The sequence below is a fragment of the Paenibacillus sp. CECT 9249 genome (assembly GCF_918697855.1).
Classification (GTDB): domain Bacteria; phylum Bacillota; class Bacilli; order Paenibacillales; family Paenibacillaceae; genus MSJ-34.
Genome location: NZ_CAKKLI010000022.1, coordinates 23,719 through 38,844 on the forward strand (window position 1 = coordinate 23,719; position 15,126 = coordinate 38,844).

The following is a 15,126-nucleotide window of genomic DNA, read 5'->3' on the forward strand; positions in this document are numbered from 1 at the left end:
TGTTATTAAGCTTCGATTTCTTTCACTTTCACCAAATGGCTAACTTTGTTAACCATTCCGCGAATCGCCGGGCTGTCGTTATGAACGACGGTTTGGTTGATTTTGCGCAAACCTAACGTGTTCACTGTAGTGCGCTGCGTTCCCGAACGACCGATCAGACTGCGAACGAGGGTAATTTCTAATTTAGCCAATGCGAGTCCCTCCTTAACCTAACAGTTCTTCTACGGTTTTACCGCGCAGTTTCGCCACATCTTCGGCACGTTTCAAACGGGACAAGCCTTCCAATGTCGCGTTGACCATGTTGATGGAGTTCGAAGAACCTAATGATTTTGTCAAAATATCGCCCACGCCGGCGAGCTCGAGCACCGCACGAACCGGTCCGCCCGCGATCACTCCCGTACCTTCGGATGCAGGCTTGAGCAGAACGCGGCCTGCGCCGAAATGGCCGATAACTTGGTGAGGAATAGTCGTTCCAACGAAAGGAACTTGGATCAGGTTTTTCTTCGCATCTTCGATACCTTTGCGAATCGCGTCCGGTACTTCGGAAGCTTTACCGATACCGGCGCCAACCCAACCTTTGCCGTCGCCGACAACGACGAGCGCGCTAAAGCTGAAACGGCGTCCGCCTTTTACGACTTTAGCAACGCGATTAATATTTACAACTTTTTCAGTCAGTTCTAAAGTGTTCGGATCTACACGCAAGTCGTTAACCTCCTTTGATTATTGTCCTAGAATTCCAGTCCGGCTTCGCGCGCAGCGTCCGCCAATGCTTGGATTCTTCCGTGATATAGATAACCGCCGCGGTCGAAAACAACTTGTTCAAAGCCTTGTGCTTTCGCACGTTTAGCGATTAATTCGCCGACTTTGCGAGCTGCTTCCACATTGCCGCCGTTTTCGATTTGATCTTTCAGATCTTTGTCAAGCGTCGATGCAGCCGCCAACGTTACGCCCTTTACGTCATCGATCAGTTGGGCGTACATATGTTTCGAAGAACGGAATACGTTCAAACGAGGGCGCTCAGCAGTACCTTGAATTTTTTTACGAACACGAAGGTGTCTTTTCAAACGAGCTTTATTTTTATCAGCTTTTGAAATCATGCTTCAAGTTTCACTCCCTTCAGTTTGCCATTAAGCTAACTTACTTCTTCTTACCGGCTTTACCTTCTTTGCGAATAATGCGCTCGCCTTCGTACTTAATCCCTTTGCCTTTGTACGGCTCAGGTTCGCGAACGGAGCGGATTTTCGCGGCATAAGCGCCGACGCGTTCTTTATCGATACCTTTAACGATAATTTTGGTATTCGACGGAACTTCGAATTCGATGCCTTGTTCCGGCGTAATTTCAACAGGGTGAGAGTAACCGACGTTCAATACGACTTTATCTCCGGTTTTGCTCGCACGATAACCGACGCCTACGAGCTCGAGAGATTTCGAGAAGCCTTCCGTTACGCCGTTCACCATGTTGGAAATGACGCTGCGAGTCGTTCCGTGAAGGGAACGGTGAGCTTTATTATCAGAAGGACGCTCGATCGTGATCACGTTCTCCGCAATCGACACTTTCATGTCTTTGTGGATTTCACGGGACAGCGTTCCTTTGGGACCTTTTACTGTGATCGTGCCGTTGTCTAAGGTGATGTCGACACCACCAGGCACTTGAATTGGTTTACGACCAATACGAGACATAGTTTGCACCTCCGATCTTTTGCGGTTGTATTACCATACGTAGCAGACGACTTCTCCGCCTGATTTTGCTTGACGAGCTTCCTTGTCCGTCATCACGCCTTTGGAAGTAGAGATAATCGCGATCCCTAAACCTCCAAGTACGCGAGGAATCTCGTTCGATTTCGTATAAACGCGAAGACCTGGCTTGCTGATTCTTTTCAAACCGGTAATAACGCGCTCGCTGTTCGGGCCGTATTTCAAGAAAATACGAATAATCCCTTGTTTATTGTCTTCAATATATTCTGCATCGCGGATGAAACCTTCGCGCTTCAAAATTTCAGCGATTTGCTTCTTCATGGTCGAAGCAGGCATCTCCACTGTTTCATGACGCACAACGTTCGCATTGCGAATGCGTGTTAGCATATCTGCAATCGGATCTGACATTACCATTAGTGTATTACCTCCTTCCCGCTGTAGGGTGATTACCAGCTTGCTTTTTTCACGCCAGGGATCTGGCCTTTATAGGCTAATTCACGGAAACATATTCTGCAAATTTTGAATTTCTGTAAAACCGAGTGTGGACGACCGCAACGCTCACAGCGAGTATAGGCTCGCACTTTGAATTTCGGTGCGCGTTGTTGTTTAACTTTCATCGAAGTTTTTGCCACGTTTTATTGACACCTCCCAAAAACTTGGAACCAAGTTTTTCTCATTAGGTTTATTTCGTAAAAGGCATGCCGAGTTGAGTTAACAATTCACGAGATTCTTCGTCCGTTTTCGCAGTCGTTACGATAACGATATCCATACCGCGAACTTTATCGACTTTATCGTATTCGATCTCCGGGAAGATCAATTGTTCTTTCAAACCGAGCGTATAGTTGCCGCGTCCGTCGAACGCTTTGTTCGATACGCCGCGGAAGTCGCGTACGCGCGGAAGCGTCACGTTGAACAATTTGTCCAAGAAATGATACATCCGGTCTCCGCGCAATGTTACTTTCGCGCCGATCGGCATGTTCTCGCGCAATTTAAAACCGGCGATCGATTTCTTCGCACGAGTGATGACCGGCTTTTGACCTGCGATAAGCTGCAAATCGTTCACGGCCGAATCAAGCACTTTGGAGTTTTGAACCGCATCGCCGACACCCATGTTGATGACGACTTTTTCGATTTTCGGAACCTGCATTACGGAAGAATAATTGAACTTTTGCATCAACGCAGGCGTAATTTCATTTAAAAAACGATCTTTTAATCTTGCTGCCATGGTTTATGGTCCTCCTTTCCGTCAAAACTGATTAATCGATAACTTCTCCGGATTTTTTCGCAACGCGAACTTTCTTGCCGTTATCCAGCACTTTGTATCCGATTCGAGTCACTTTGCCGCTCTTTGGATCCACATGCATCACGTTCGAAACGTGGATCGGAGCTTCTTGCTCGATGATACCGCCTTGCGGATTCGCTTGGTTCGGCTTTTGGTGTTTTTTCACCATGTTCACGCCTTCGACAAGAACGCGGTTTTCACGAGGATAAGCTGCGATGACGCGGCCTTTCTTCCCTTTGTCCTTCCCGGTAATGACGATTACCGTGTCGTCCTTTTTCACGTGCAATTTATTGTTATAGGATTCTTTGATCTTTTGCAATCTTGGCACTTTCTTACACCTCCTACTATCGAAGCGTCACAACCGCTTATCAGGTTCTGTTAGATAACTTCAGGAGCCAAGGAAACGATTTTCATGAAGTCTTTATCACGAAGCTCGCGAGCGACAGGTCCGAAAATACGCGTTCCGCGCGGGCTCTTATCTTCTTTTACAATAACCGCCGCGTTCTCGTCGAATGCGATGTAAGAACCGTCTTTCCGGCGAACCGAACGTTTCGTGCGAACGATAACCGCTCTAACGACATCACCTTTTTTGACAACGCCGCCTGGTGTTGCTTGTTTTACGGAACAAACGATCAAATCGCCGATATGCGCAGCACGACGTCCTGTGCCGCCCAGTACACGAATACACATTAATTCTTTCGCGCCGGAGTTGTCAGCGACAGCTAAACGTGTGAATGGTTGAATCATTTTCGATTTCCTCCTTTCGGAAAAATAGCACGTCCTTAAACGATTACCGCTTCTTCAACGATCTCTACGAGTCTCCAACGCTTATCTTTGGAGAGCGGACGAGTTTCCATAATTTTGACTGTATCGCCGATCTTCGCTTGATTGTTCTCATCATGCGCTTTAAATTTTTTCGTGTATTTAATGCGCTTGTGGTAGAGATCATGCTTTTTATAAGTTTCAACGGCAACAACGATGGTTTTATCCATTTTGTCGCTCACTACTTTACCGATCTGCACTTTACGAGCATTGCGTTCGCTCATACTTTGCCTCCTTCCTGAAATCAATACGTCTGGCGTTCACCGGACATATGCTTCATATAGATTCTTTTTCAACCCTGTTTCGAGGCTCGAAAAAAATCAATTAACTGATGATCCCAAGTTCTCTTTCACGTAATACGGTTTTAGCACGAGCTATTTCTTTACGCACATCACGAATCCGAGTCGGGTTATCAAGCTGGCCTGTAGCCAATTGAAAACGGAGGTTAAAGAGTTCTTCTTTAAATCCGGCAATTTTTTGTTCAATCTCAGCAGTGGTTAAGTTGCGCAATTCATTAGCTTTCATTTGCTTCACCACCCAATTCTTCTCGTTTCACAAACTTCGTTTTCACCGGCAGTTTGTGAGCGGCAAGACGCATCGCCTCACGAGCAATTTCCTCCGAAACGCCGGCAAGCTCGAACATAATTTTGCCCGGCTTAACTACTGCCACCCATTTCTCGACGTTACCTTTACCGCTACCCATCCGAACCTCAAGCGGCTTTTGCGTAATCGGTTTGTCCGGGAAAATTTTGATCCATACTTTACCGCCGCGGCGAATGTAACGAGTCATCGCGATACGCGCTGCTTCGATTTGGCGGTTCGTAATCCATGCAGGTTCCATGGCTTGCAAACCGTATTCGCCGAAATTCACTTCCGTGCCGCCTTTCGCGCGGCCTCTCATGCTACCGCGTTGTTGCTTGCGGTGCTTTACACGTTTTGGTACCAACATGATTAGTTGCCTCCTTCCTTAGCAGCTTGCTTCTTAGCCGTAGGAAGTACCTCTCCACGATAAATCCATACTTTTACGCCGATGCGGCCGTATGTCGTATGCGCTTCTGCCGTGCCATAGTCGATGTCGGCGCGAAGCGTATGAAGTGGAACGGTTCCTTCGCTATAGCCTTCCGTACGAGCGATCTCGGCACCGCCTAAGCGTCCGCTAACCGCTGTTTTGACTCCTTTTGCGCCAGCGCGCATCGTTCTTTGGATCGCTTGTTTCAATGCACGACGGAAAGAAACGCGGCGTTCCAATTGTTGTGCGATGCTTTCCGCAACCAAGATTGCGTCAAGATCCGGAGTTTTAATTTCCGAAATGTTGATGTGCACTTTTTTGCCTTTGGAAATTTTCGCAATTTCCGTACGCAGCACTTCAACTTCCGAGCCACCTTTACCGATAACCATCCCTGGTTTCGCAGTGTGGATTGTTACATTTACACGATTCGCCGCTCTTTCGATTTCCACACGGGAAACGGCAGCGTCTTTCAATTTATTTTTCAGGTATTCACGAATTTTGACATCTTCCAGCAACAGATCACCGAAATCTTTGCCGGCATACCATTTGGACTCCCAGTCACGAATAATCCCTACACGTAATCCAACCGGATTTACCTTTTGCCCCACACGTTTTCCCTCCTTATTTTTCAGATACCACCAAGGTGATGTGGCTCGTTCTTTTGTTGATCCTGCTAGCACGTCCCATCGCGCGCGGGCGGAAACGTTTCAAAGTCGGACCCTGGTTCACGTACGCTTCCGTAATAACCAGTTTGTTAACATCCAAGTTATAGTTATGTTCAGCGTTTGCGATTGCGGAATTGAGCAGCTTCTCAACGACCGGGGAAGCCGATTTAGGCGTATGGCGCAAAATTGCGATCGCGTCGCCCACTTGTTTCCCGCGAATCAAGTCAACTACGAGTTGAGCTTTACGAGGAGCAATCCGAACATAATTCGCACTTGCTTTCGCTTGCATTGTATTACCTCCTCTCAAACAATTAAAGACGATTAACGTCTGCCTGTTTTCTTGTCGTCGTCCGTATGTCCTTTATACGTACGGGTTGGAGCGAATTCGCCCAATTTGTGACCGACCATATCTTCCGTTACGTATACCGGCACATGCTTGCGGCCATCATACACCGCGAAAGTGTGTCCGATAAATTGCGGGAAAATGGTAGAGCGGCGGGACCATGTTTTCACAACCGCCTTTTTGTTGCTCTCATTCATTTCCTCGACTTTTTTCAACAGATAACCGTCGACGAACGGTCCTTTTTTTAGACTGCGACCCATGTGTGAATCCTCCCTTCACCAAGCCATACCGCCTGCGTTTGCGCACGGCGGGCTAACGTTACGCCACGATGCGTGGCGACAATTCTTCTTGCGGCATTATTATTTCGTACGGCGACGAATAATGTATTGGTCAGAAGCTTTGTTTTTCTTACGCGTTTTGTAGCCAAGAGTCGGTTTGCCCCATGGAGACATCGGCGATTTGCGTCCGATCGGAGCGCGGCCTTCACCACCACCGTGCGGGTGATCGTTCGGGTTCATGACGACACCGCGTACTTCAGGGCGTTTGCCTAACCAGCGGGAGCGGCCTGCTTTACCGATTTTCACAAGCTCGTGATCTTGGTTGCCTACAGATCCGATCGTCGCGCGGCAAACTTTCAAAATTTTGCGAACTTCGCCGGAAGATAAACGTACCGATACGTATTTCTCTTCTTTACCGAGCAGCTGCGCTTCCGTACCTGCAGCGCGAACCAATTGTCCGCCTTTGCCTGGCTTCAGTTCGATATTGTGGATAAGCGTACCCACCGGGATGTTTTCAAGCGGGAGCGCGTTACCGACTTTAATATCGGCACCTGCTCCGGACATGATTTGATCGCCGACTTTCAAACCTTGCGGCGCGATGATATAACGTTTCTCGCCGTCCGCATAATGGATCAAAGCGATGTTGGAAGTCCGGTTCGGGTCGTACTCGATTGTAGCAACGCGTCCTGGTATTCCATCTTTGTTCCGTTTGAAATCGATCATGCGGTATTTGCGTTTATGACCGCCACCGTGGTGACGAACCGTAATTTTACCTTGGTTGTTGCGTCCTGCCGTTTTGCTTAGCGGCGCAAGCAACGATTTCTCCGGCGTGCTTGTCGTAATTTCTTCAAACGTCGACACGCTCATCGCGCGACGTGCCGGGGATGTCGGTTTATATTTTTTAATAGGCACTTCTTGTCCCTCCTTACTTCAGAAATAATTCTTTAAGCCGATTCGAAAATTTCAAGCGGCTTGCTGTCCGCGCTTAAAGTCACGATCGCTTTTTTCCATTCGGACGTATATCCGAAATGGCGGCCGTAACGCTTAGGCTTCGCCGGAACGCGCATAACGTTCACTTTCGCTACTTTTACTTTGAAAATTTGTTCAATCGCCTGTTTGATTTCGACCTTATTCGCACGCATATCCACTTCAAAAGCGTACTTCATTTCCGCCATGTAGTCGCTCGTGCGTTCCGTAATCACAGGACGCTTGATAATATCGCGAGGATCCTTCATTACGCGAACACCTCCTCTACTTTCTGAACTGCTTCTTTCGTAATGATCAGCTTGTCGTATACCATTACGTCCAAAACGTTAATGCCGTCAGCCGCTACAAATTTCACGCCCGGAATGTTGCGCGCGGAAAGAGCGACATTGTCGTCGTAGCTTGGAGTCACGACCAAAGCTTTACGATCCACTTTCAAGTTATTTAAAATCGCCGCGAATTCTTTCGTTTTCGGTGCATTCATCGTTAATTGATCCAATACGATAATTTCATTACCTACAACTTTCGAAGACAATGCGGATTTGATTGCCAAGCGACGAACTTTCTTCGGGAGTTTGAAGCCGTAGCTGCGAGGAGTCGGTCCGAACACGGTACCGCCGCCTTTCCATTGCGGTGCGCGAATGGAGCCTTGACGAGCGCGGCCCGTTCCTTTTTGTTTCCATGGTTTACGGCCGCCGCCGCGAACTTCGGAACGCCCTTTCGTTTTGTGAGTGCCTTGACGTTCTGCTGCTTGCTGCATAACAACAGCTTGATGCAATACATGAACATGCGGCTCGATGCCGAATACGCTATCCGCCAATTCGATCTCGCCTACCGATGCTCCGCTTACATTGTATACTGTTACTTTAGGCATTTCTTGTTCCTCCTTTCTTTACGCAATTAATTCTTCACCGTAGATTTGATTTTCACGAAACTGTTCTTCGCTCCAGGAACGGATCCTTTAACGAGCAACACGTTGCGTTCCGCATCCACGCGAATCACTTCCAGCTTTTGAAGCGTTACCGTCTCGTTGCCCATATGCCCTGGAAGACGTTTGCCTTTCGGTACGCGGTTCGCCTGGATGGAACCCATCGAACCCGGTCCGCGATGATAGCGGGAACCGTGCGACATCGGTCCGCGGCTTTGTCCCCATCTTTTAATAACGCCTTGGAACCCTTTCCCTTTCGAAGTACCCGTTACGTCAACGAATTCGCCAACTTCGAAAATATCGGCTTTCAATTCCTGTCCGACTTCGTAATTCGCCATGTCTACGCCGCGAATTTCACGAATGTAGCGCTTAGGTGCGGTTCCTGCTTTTTTCGCATGAGCCGTTTCAGGTTTGTTGGCGTTTTTTTCTTTCTTATCGACAAAACCGAGCTGAACCGCCTCGTATCCGTCGTTCTCTTGGTCTTTCTTTTGCAGAACTACGCAAGGGCCGGCTTCAATAACCGTGACCGGAATCACGTTGCCTTCCGGAGTAAATACTTGCGTCATTCCCAATTTTCTCCCTAAGATACCTTTCATGTTGACACCTCTTTTCCTTTCCTACTCTCGTTAATCTTGTATTACAGTTTGATTTCGATATCTACACCGGACGGCAGATCCAAGCGCATTAAGGCATCCACAGTTTGTGGCGTTGGGTTGACAATATCGATCAAGCGCTTGTGCGTACGCATTTCGAATTGCTCCCGAGAATCCTTATACTTGTGTACCGCACGAAGAATAGTAATGATTTGCTTCTCGGTAGGAAGCGGAATCGGACCGGATACACCTGCGCCGGAACGTTTTGCCGTTTCCACGATTTTCTCTGCGGACTGATCAAGAATTCTGTGATCATAAGCTTTCAAACGAATACGAATTTTTTGCTTTGCCATGCTAGTCCCTCCTTCTATCGCCCAATTTGGTATCGGACATACTCCGTGAAAATTTTCCGAACACCGTCCCATGGCAAAGGGGCCGGGTGTGTCGGTAACCTCTCACATCATCGCAACGTCACAGAACAACATTCACTATTATATATAAAACGAATGACAAATGCAACAAAAAGTTCATATGGGGCATGATTTTATTCGATATTTCCGAATGGGCGTTTTCGAAGACGGGAAGGATAACGGAAACGGGCCTGAAACCGTCCCTTCCGGCAGCCCGTCTCCTACAAATTGATCGTCGTTTCGTTCAGCGCACTCGCCGACGCGGCCACCTCATAGGTGGATTGTCCGATGCTTTCCAGCGTCTCGTTCAGCGCGGTCATTTCTTTTTCGATCATCACGATTTCGTCGCCGATATGCTTCATGGAGTCTACAATCATGCCGAATGCATGGCTCGTCCCTTTCGAATGCTCATGCCCGTCCTTGACCAGCCGCTGGACGTTGCCGATCGCTGCGACCACTTCTTCAGTATGCCGCTCGGACTGTTCTACCAAATCGGCAATCAGCGCGACCGTCCGTCTCGTATCCTCGGATAACGATTTCACTTCATTGGATACGACGCCGAATCCTTTGCCGTGCTCCCCGGCTCTTGCCGCTTCGATCGACGCGTTGAGCGCGAGCAGTTTCGTTTGATTGGCGATCTGCTGAACGGCGCCGACGATGCCCCGAATTTGCCGCGACAACTCCGACAGTTGCATGACCGCTTGCTCCATATGAGACGAGCTCTTGTCGATAATCTCGATCTTGGCGGTCATTTCGTCCAGTTTCATCTTCCCTTCCAGGGCGAGCTTGCTTGATCGTTCGGACACTTCCGTACTGCGATAGATCGCCTGCTTTACTTCGTTGCTTTTCGCGACCAACTGCTGCACCGATCCGCTCGTTTCTTTCGTTAGCCGCGCCAGCCCTTCGCTCAAGCCGAACAAGTTCTGTTTCAGTTCGTCTTTCACTTTTTCATACTGCTCTTCCCGCTCGTGCAAATGTTCCGCCTCATAGATTTCCAGAACGAGCTGCTGCTCCAAGTTCAACAGCTTCAGCACCGATTTCACATAAGCGACGCGCTCTTCCGGGTTGCTTATATAGGTATGTAAAATATCGATCAATGAGTTTTGCAAGTTTTGAAATGAGCCCATATACCATTTCGGGCGCAGGCCGATTCGCAGATGAACCTGGGCGATTCGGAACCGTTTGCCGACGTACGCCTCGTCGATTCGGCCGGAGAACATTTCCATAATATGCGCGGTCAATGTTTTTTTCAGCCGCTCGATCGTACTATGGCTTGTTATGATGGCTTCCAATTCTTTCACGCCCAGAATCGAATCGTAGAATGCGGCGGTTATTTCGCCGATATGCCGTTCGATCAGCGGCTGCATTTGCCGGATCCGCTGCAAATCGTCCGCGTTCAGCCGAATCATCTCGAACTGTTTGCGAACGTCTTCGTTGCCGCCGCAATCGATGACGACTTCATGCTTTTTCTCCGTATCCAATAGATCTTGGCTCCTTCGCTTTCCGTTGCGTTGGCTTCCGAAACGTTGTGCAAATGCTAAAAACCGTTTTTCGCTCATTTCAATCTCCTCCTCAATAAGACAGTGCAGAATGCGTTCAAGCGCGCTTCTCCATCGACATGCCAATATTTTGAAGGAAACGTTTTAAATTAGATGTGAGTTATGTCACACCGTGGATAAAAGGCTGTAAACTACCGCCGGCCCGTACGCCTTAACCTGTGCGCCCTTAACCTGCGGTTTGTCGTACCGGTTACGTCCGGGGACGAAGCCGTATCATCTTGTCGTCGCCCTGCTGCGGATTTCCTCGTCCGTCGCGGTTATTGGTCATGACATATACGGAGCCGTCCGGCCCTTCGTAGATGTTGCGAATTCTCCCCAAATCGCGAAACAACGCCTCTACATTTTTTGCTTCATTATAATGGGGTTCGCTTAGCTCGATCAGCAGCGCTTGCTTCCCCGCCAAATTCGCGACAAGCAGCCTGTTCTTCCACGGACCTTGCGTAATAAAGGCCATGCCCGACGGAGCCCATGTTTCTTCCCCGCTATGGAGCAGCGGCTTTATCAAATCCGGATATTGTCCGGATTGTTCGTCGCCTTGAACGATCGGCCAGCCGTAATTCGCGCCGGCTTCGATCCGATTCACTTCGTCATGCGCCGATTGGCCGTGTTCCGAAGCGTACAACTGCCCCGTGACGGGATGCCACGCGAGGCCTTGCGGATTGCGGTGTCCCAAGCTGTATACCGGCGAGCCGGGAAACGGATTGTCCTGCGGGATGGAGCCGTCCGGTGCGAACCGCAATATTTTACCGCCTAAGCTTTCGCGTTCCTGGGCGAGTCCCGGCTCGTACCGGTCGCCGGTCGTAATGTAGAGATAGCCGTCCGGACCGATTTTGATCCTTCCTCCGTTATGGTTGGCAGCGCCGGGCAGCCCGTCGATCAGCACTTGATCGATCTCGGCCTTGTTGCCGTTCTCCTTCAATCGAATGACCCGATTCCGGATTCCTTCTTCCGTCTCGTATGTATGGTACGCATACAGGAAGCGGTTGTCTTCGAAGTTCGGATCGATCGCAAGCCCCAGCAGCCCCCCTTCGCTTCTGCTGATGAAAGGCGCCTCCATTTCGATGAGCGGCTCCTTCGCCAGACGATCCTGCTCGATCACTCGAATCGCCCCCGGCCTCTCGGTGAAGAAGATTCGCCCGTCCGGAGCGATCGCCATTTCCCACGGCACATTCAGCCCTTCTGCCAACGTTTCGGCCGTATACGGGATGGCGGACTCTCTCGCCGTTTCAACCGCGCTTGGCCCCTCGCCTTCTTTCGCCGTTCCGCCGCGCAACGTCTCGTCATCGCAGCCTGCCCCGGACAGCAACAACAGCATCATGCCCGCCAGCGCGATGCGTCTGCCTGGGGTTGTGACACTGTTGCCGGTGACTGGTTTGCCTGTGGATCGTTTGCCCGCGACTGGTTTGCTTGCGAGTTTGCTTGCACCTCTTTTGCCTGCGATTCGTTTTTTTTCTTCGATCCGTTTGGCTTCGATCCGTTTGCCTATGCCGCTTTTATTTGCGACTCTTTTTCCAATGCTTTGCTTGTCTATCATTTTGCTAATGTTTCCTTTGCCCGAAAATTGCCCAAGTGTTCGCTCCAACCATTCGCCCGCACTGTGTTTCATCGCATTCTCCCCCTTATACGAATCTTCCCTTTCGTTTTCGCCGTTCGAAGATGACTTTATTACGTCTTATCATACCATAAGCCGGCAGGAGGTTCGCGAATGGGATCCGTTTGATCCGACCGAACCCGGGCATGCGCTCCTTCATTGGATTTTATCCAATGTTGCTCCTTTCAAACCTCAAGATACAGTCGTTCATTGGATTTATCAAATATTTTGCTCCTTGCAAACCTCAAGATACAGTCGTTCATTGGATTTATCAAATATTTTACTACTTGTAAACCCCAGGATAAGGTCGTTCATTGGATTTTATCCAATGTTTTATCCGCTTGAAACCGAACATGCAGCCCTCCGTTGGATTTCATCCAATAGAATCAGCAGAAAATGCAGCGAACAGACGAAGATGGGGGCATTCCATTGGACAATTTCCAACAGGGACCCGTTTTGCCCGTGAAATCGGCTGTTTTCATTGGACAATTTCCAATCGGCTATCACTGACAAGCTAGCAATTTAATGGTTAACAGTATTTTATGAAGGCAATTTGCTTCATTTGGGCGGTGAGGGCGGATTTAGCGGTAGTTAATTTGGGGTATGTATCACAAGCGTTGCATTGAGCGTTTTGTTGTGACTTACGACGATTGAGCTAGAAGGGCTCTGCACTGGGGCGCTATTTTGCTGAATCTTCAGATAACAAGCATTGGCGTTGCCTCGAAAAAGGTTGCGAATTTAGGGGGCTAACTGAAAAAGGTGGTAAGACCGACGATTTCCGATGCATAGCGATACGTGGTTTATAATGGGGAACGTCTTCCTTTTGAGCCGAATAAGGATTGTTAGGAGACTGTCGATTTAAAGTGGACAACAATTATTTTGCTTCAAAATCGCCGCTCAGATGGAATTTCAGATGAAAGATGGTCCCTTGTCTAAAAGAAAATCGATCTGATGGCATCTGAGAAGCAAATTAAAAAAGTGTCCTCAATTATAGACAGCCTCGTTAGTTTCGTTAGCGCTAAACGAAGAGCGTAGGTCCGCGCGGACCGCCTTCGAAATTGAGGGAGGTATCCCCTTCTATATGCGCAATAAAGCCAGTTACTTCAACGGCAGGGATTTATGAAATTGAAATAGGCCGCCGATTGACTGTATATAACTTTGAAAATCTGCGAGAGGCGGCATAACGAATACGAAAAATCATACACAATGTGCCGTGCACGCATCGAATCGGTCGATATTGTTCGAAATTTCATACACAAAACGCGATTTCAGGCCCTGATCCAGTAATTGTATACGAAAAATCATACAAAATGTGCGGCGCACGCATCGAATCCGACGATATTATTCGAATTTTCATATACAAATCGCGATGTAAGCCCTGGTCCTGGGGTACGTATAGGGAAAGTGGCGAGTTGCTTGAAATTGGCGCCAGGTTTTACCGTTCAGGCAGCGAGAAAGCCAACATAGCCCCAATATAACTCCGCAATTTGGAGTTAATCGCCGAGCCGGAGCACCGAGCGCAATTCCCGGCAGACGGTGTATTGCTGCATGCCGGCAGTCGGATCGCAAGCTCCCGCAAATCTGCATTGTCACGGGTTGGGTGGTTGGTCGCCGAGTTCCTCCTACACCGATCCCTATAACGAAGAAAATCCATTACCGCAACGATGCGATAATGGATTTCCGATAGGGCGTTCTAGCGAACGCCTGTTATTATTTAATGATGGATGCAACCGCACCGGCACCAACCGTACGTCCGCCTTCGCGAATCGCGAAGCGAGTACCTTCTTCGATCGCGATTGGAGCGATCAGTTCAACCGTAACGGTGATGTTGTCGCCAGGCATAACCATCTCAGAGCCTTCCGGCAAGTTGATGATGCCAGTTACGTCCGTTGTACGGAAGTAGAATTGAGGACGGTAACCTGTGAAGAAAGGTTTGTGGCGTCCGCCTTCTTCTTTCGTCAATACGTATACTTGAGCTGTAAAGTTCGTATGAGGTTTAACGGAACCCGGCTTAGCCAAAACTTGGCCGCGCTCGATTTCTTTACGGTCAACACCGCGAAGAAGCGCACCGATGTTGTCACCAGCTTGTGCGGAGTCAAGAAGTTTACGGAACATCTCAACGCCTGTAACAACGGATTTGCGAGTTTCTTCAGCGATACCAACGATTTCGATTTCGTCGCCGACTTTAACGACACCGCGCTCTACGCGACCTGTAGCAACCGTACCGCGGCCAGTGATCGAGAATACGTCCTCAACCGGCATCAAGAAAGGCTTGTCAGTATCGCGCTCCGGAGTTGGGATGTAGTTGTCGATTTGTTCGAACAACTCAAGAATTTTTTCTGCCCATTCTCCGTCCGGATTTTGAAGAGCTTCACGAGCGGAACCGCGAATGACCGGAGTGTCGTCGCCCGGGAATTCGTATTCGCTAAGAAGATCGCGAATTTCCATTTCAACAAGTTCAAGCAACTCTTCGTCTTCAACCATGTCGCATTTGTTCATGAATACGACGATGTAAGGCACGCCTACTTGGCGGGACAACAAGATGTGCTCGCGAGTTTGCGGCATCGGGCCGTCAGCAGCGGAAACGACGAGAATCGCGCCGTCCATTTGCGCAGCACCGGTGATCATGTTTTTAACGTAGTCGGCGTGACCTGGGCAGTCAACGTGTGCATAGTGACGAGTAGCGGACTCGTATTCCACGTGGGAAGTCGAGATTGTGATACCGCGCTCGCGCTCTTCCGGAGCTTTATCGATTTGGTCGTAAGCGATCGCGGAACCGCCGCCGTATTTTTTTGTCAATACTGTTGTAATCGCAGCTGTCAAAGTAGTTTTACCATGGTCAACGTGACCAATTGTACCGATGTTAACATGCGGTTTAGTACGTTCAAATTTAGCCTTTGCCATTTGAAACGAAGCCTCCTTAATATTTGGAAATTATATGTTGCCTGGCTGTGCGCCTGAATGAGT

Annotated in this window: 23 protein-coding genes; all 23 read right to left on the minus strand. The window is 49.0% G+C overall.

Annotated features, from left to right (window positions below):
- Positions 1–5: 5 nt before the first annotated feature.
- The 23 genes from rpmD to tuf all read right to left on the minus strand — a co-directional run bounded on the left by rpmD (position 6) and on the right by tuf (position 15,063).
- A complete protein-coding gene (gene rpmD / locus LQ229_RS15925; protein ID WP_216539549.1) occupies positions 6–191 on the minus strand; it encodes a 50S ribosomal protein L30 in 186 nt (61 codons plus the stop codon).
- Positions 192–204: 13 nt separating this feature from the next.
- Positions 205–702 (minus strand): 30S ribosomal protein S5, encoded by a 498-nt coding sequence (rpsE, locus tag LQ229_RS15930; protein WP_216539548.1) that lies wholly within the window; start codon positions 700–702, stop codon positions 205–207.
- 26 nt (positions 703–728) lie between these two features.
- Entirely contained in the window at positions 729–1,097 is a 369-nt protein-coding gene (gene rplR, locus LQ229_RS15935) for a 50S ribosomal protein L18 (RefSeq protein WP_216539547.1), read from the minus strand.
- Between the two features lie 40 nt (positions 1,098–1,137).
- Positions 1,138–1,680 (minus strand): 50S ribosomal protein L6, encoded by a 543-nt coding sequence (gene rplF / locus LQ229_RS15940; protein WP_216539546.1) that lies wholly within the window; start codon positions 1,678–1,680, stop codon positions 1,138–1,140.
- Positions 1,681–1,710: 30 nt separating this feature from the next.
- Positions 1,711–2,109 carry a 30S ribosomal protein S8 gene (gene rpsH / locus LQ229_RS15945; RefSeq protein WP_216539545.1) on the minus strand — a complete coding sequence of 133 codons (399 nt, stop codon included), beginning with the start codon at positions 2,107–2,109 and terminating at the stop codon, positions 1,711–1,713.
- 32 nt (positions 2,110–2,141) lie between these two features.
- Positions 2,142–2,327: a type Z 30S ribosomal protein S14 gene (locus LQ229_RS15950; RefSeq protein ID WP_010348808.1), complete on the minus strand. Its 186-nt coding sequence runs from the start codon at positions 2,325–2,327 to the stop codon at positions 2,142–2,144.
- Positions 2,328–2,377: 50 nt separating this feature from the next.
- On the minus strand, positions 2,378–2,920 hold the full coding sequence (gene rplE, locus LQ229_RS15955) for a 50S ribosomal protein L5 (RefSeq protein ID WP_216539544.1): 543 nt from the start codon (positions 2,918–2,920) through the stop codon (positions 2,378–2,380).
- Between the two features lie 31 nt (positions 2,921–2,951).
- Positions 2,952–3,305 carry a 50S ribosomal protein L24 gene (rplX, locus tag LQ229_RS15960; RefSeq protein WP_216539543.1) on the minus strand — a complete coding sequence of 118 codons (354 nt, stop codon included), beginning with the start codon at positions 3,303–3,305 and terminating at the stop codon, positions 2,952–2,954.
- 50 nt (positions 3,306–3,355) lie between these two features.
- Positions 3,356–3,724 (minus strand): 50S ribosomal protein L14, encoded by a 369-nt coding sequence (gene rplN, locus LQ229_RS15965; protein ID WP_216539542.1) that lies wholly within the window; start codon positions 3,722–3,724, stop codon positions 3,356–3,358.
- Positions 3,725–3,759: 35 nt separating this feature from the next.
- Complete coding sequence (gene rpsQ / locus LQ229_RS15970; protein ID WP_216539541.1) at positions 3,760–4,023, minus strand: 30S ribosomal protein S17; 264 nt, start codon at positions 4,021–4,023, stop codon at positions 3,760–3,762.
- A 100-nt stretch (positions 4,024–4,123) separates the two neighbouring features.
- Positions 4,124–4,324, minus strand: a complete 201-nt coding sequence (gene rpmC / locus LQ229_RS15975; protein ID WP_018759704.1) for a 50S ribosomal protein L29 — start codon at positions 4,322–4,324, stop codon at positions 4,124–4,126.
- Positions 4,314–4,748, minus strand: coding sequence for a 50S ribosomal protein L16 (rplP, locus tag LQ229_RS15980; protein ID WP_230192261.1), 435 nt, complete (start codon positions 4,746–4,748; stop codon positions 4,314–4,316). Before rplP ends, rpmC begins: the two co-directional genes overlap by 11 nt.
- A gap of 2 nt (positions 4,749–4,750) precedes the next feature.
- Positions 4,751–5,416 (minus strand): 30S ribosomal protein S3, encoded by a 666-nt coding sequence (gene rpsC, locus LQ229_RS15985; protein ID WP_230192262.1) that lies wholly within the window; start codon positions 5,414–5,416, stop codon positions 4,751–4,753.
- 13 nt (positions 5,417–5,429) lie between these two features.
- A complete protein-coding gene (gene rplV / locus LQ229_RS15990) occupies positions 5,430–5,762 on the minus strand; it encodes a 50S ribosomal protein L22 (protein WP_216539538.1) in 333 nt (110 codons plus the stop codon).
- 32 nt (positions 5,763–5,794) lie between these two features.
- Positions 5,795–6,076 (minus strand): 30S ribosomal protein S19, encoded by a 282-nt coding sequence (gene rpsS, locus LQ229_RS15995; protein WP_216539537.1) that lies wholly within the window; start codon positions 6,074–6,076, stop codon positions 5,795–5,797.
- Positions 6,077–6,175: 99 nt separating this feature from the next.
- Positions 6,176–7,006, minus strand: coding sequence for a 50S ribosomal protein L2 (rplB, locus tag LQ229_RS16000; RefSeq protein WP_216539536.1), 831 nt, complete (start codon positions 7,004–7,006; stop codon positions 6,176–6,178).
- A gap of 32 nt (positions 7,007–7,038) precedes the next feature.
- Positions 7,039–7,329, minus strand: coding sequence for a 50S ribosomal protein L23 (gene rplW / locus LQ229_RS16005; RefSeq protein WP_216539535.1), 291 nt, complete (start codon positions 7,327–7,329; stop codon positions 7,039–7,041).
- A complete protein-coding gene (gene rplD / locus LQ229_RS16010; RefSeq protein ID WP_216539534.1) occupies positions 7,329–7,952 on the minus strand; it encodes a 50S ribosomal protein L4 in 624 nt (207 codons plus the stop codon). The genes rplW and rplD overlap by 1 nt, the downstream gene beginning before the upstream one ends.
- 26 nt (positions 7,953–7,978) lie before the next feature.
- Complete coding sequence (rplC, locus tag LQ229_RS16015; RefSeq protein WP_216539533.1) at positions 7,979–8,602, minus strand: 50S ribosomal protein L3; 624 nt, start codon at positions 8,600–8,602, stop codon at positions 7,979–7,981.
- 41 nt (positions 8,603–8,643) lie between these two features.
- The gene (gene rpsJ, locus LQ229_RS16020; protein ID WP_005544556.1) at positions 8,644–8,952 is read right to left on the minus strand and encodes a 30S ribosomal protein S10; all 309 of its coding nucleotides are present in this window, start codon (positions 8,950–8,952) and stop codon (positions 8,644–8,646) included.
- Between the two features lie 278 nt (positions 8,953–9,230).
- Positions 9,231–10,568, minus strand: a complete 1,338-nt coding sequence (locus LQ229_RS16025) for a globin-coupled sensor protein (protein ID WP_216539532.1) — start codon at positions 10,566–10,568, stop codon at positions 9,231–9,233.
- Positions 10,569–10,758: 190 nt separating this feature from the next.
- A complete protein-coding gene (locus tag LQ229_RS16030) occupies positions 10,759–12,174 on the minus strand; it encodes a PQQ-dependent sugar dehydrogenase (protein ID WP_230192263.1) in 1,416 nt (471 codons plus the stop codon).
- 1,695 nt (positions 12,175–13,869) lie between these two features.
- Positions 13,870–15,063, minus strand: coding sequence for an elongation factor Tu (gene tuf / locus LQ229_RS16035; RefSeq protein ID WP_216539531.1), 1,194 nt, complete (start codon positions 15,061–15,063; stop codon positions 13,870–13,872).
- Between the last annotated feature and the right edge of the window lie 63 nt (positions 15,064–15,126).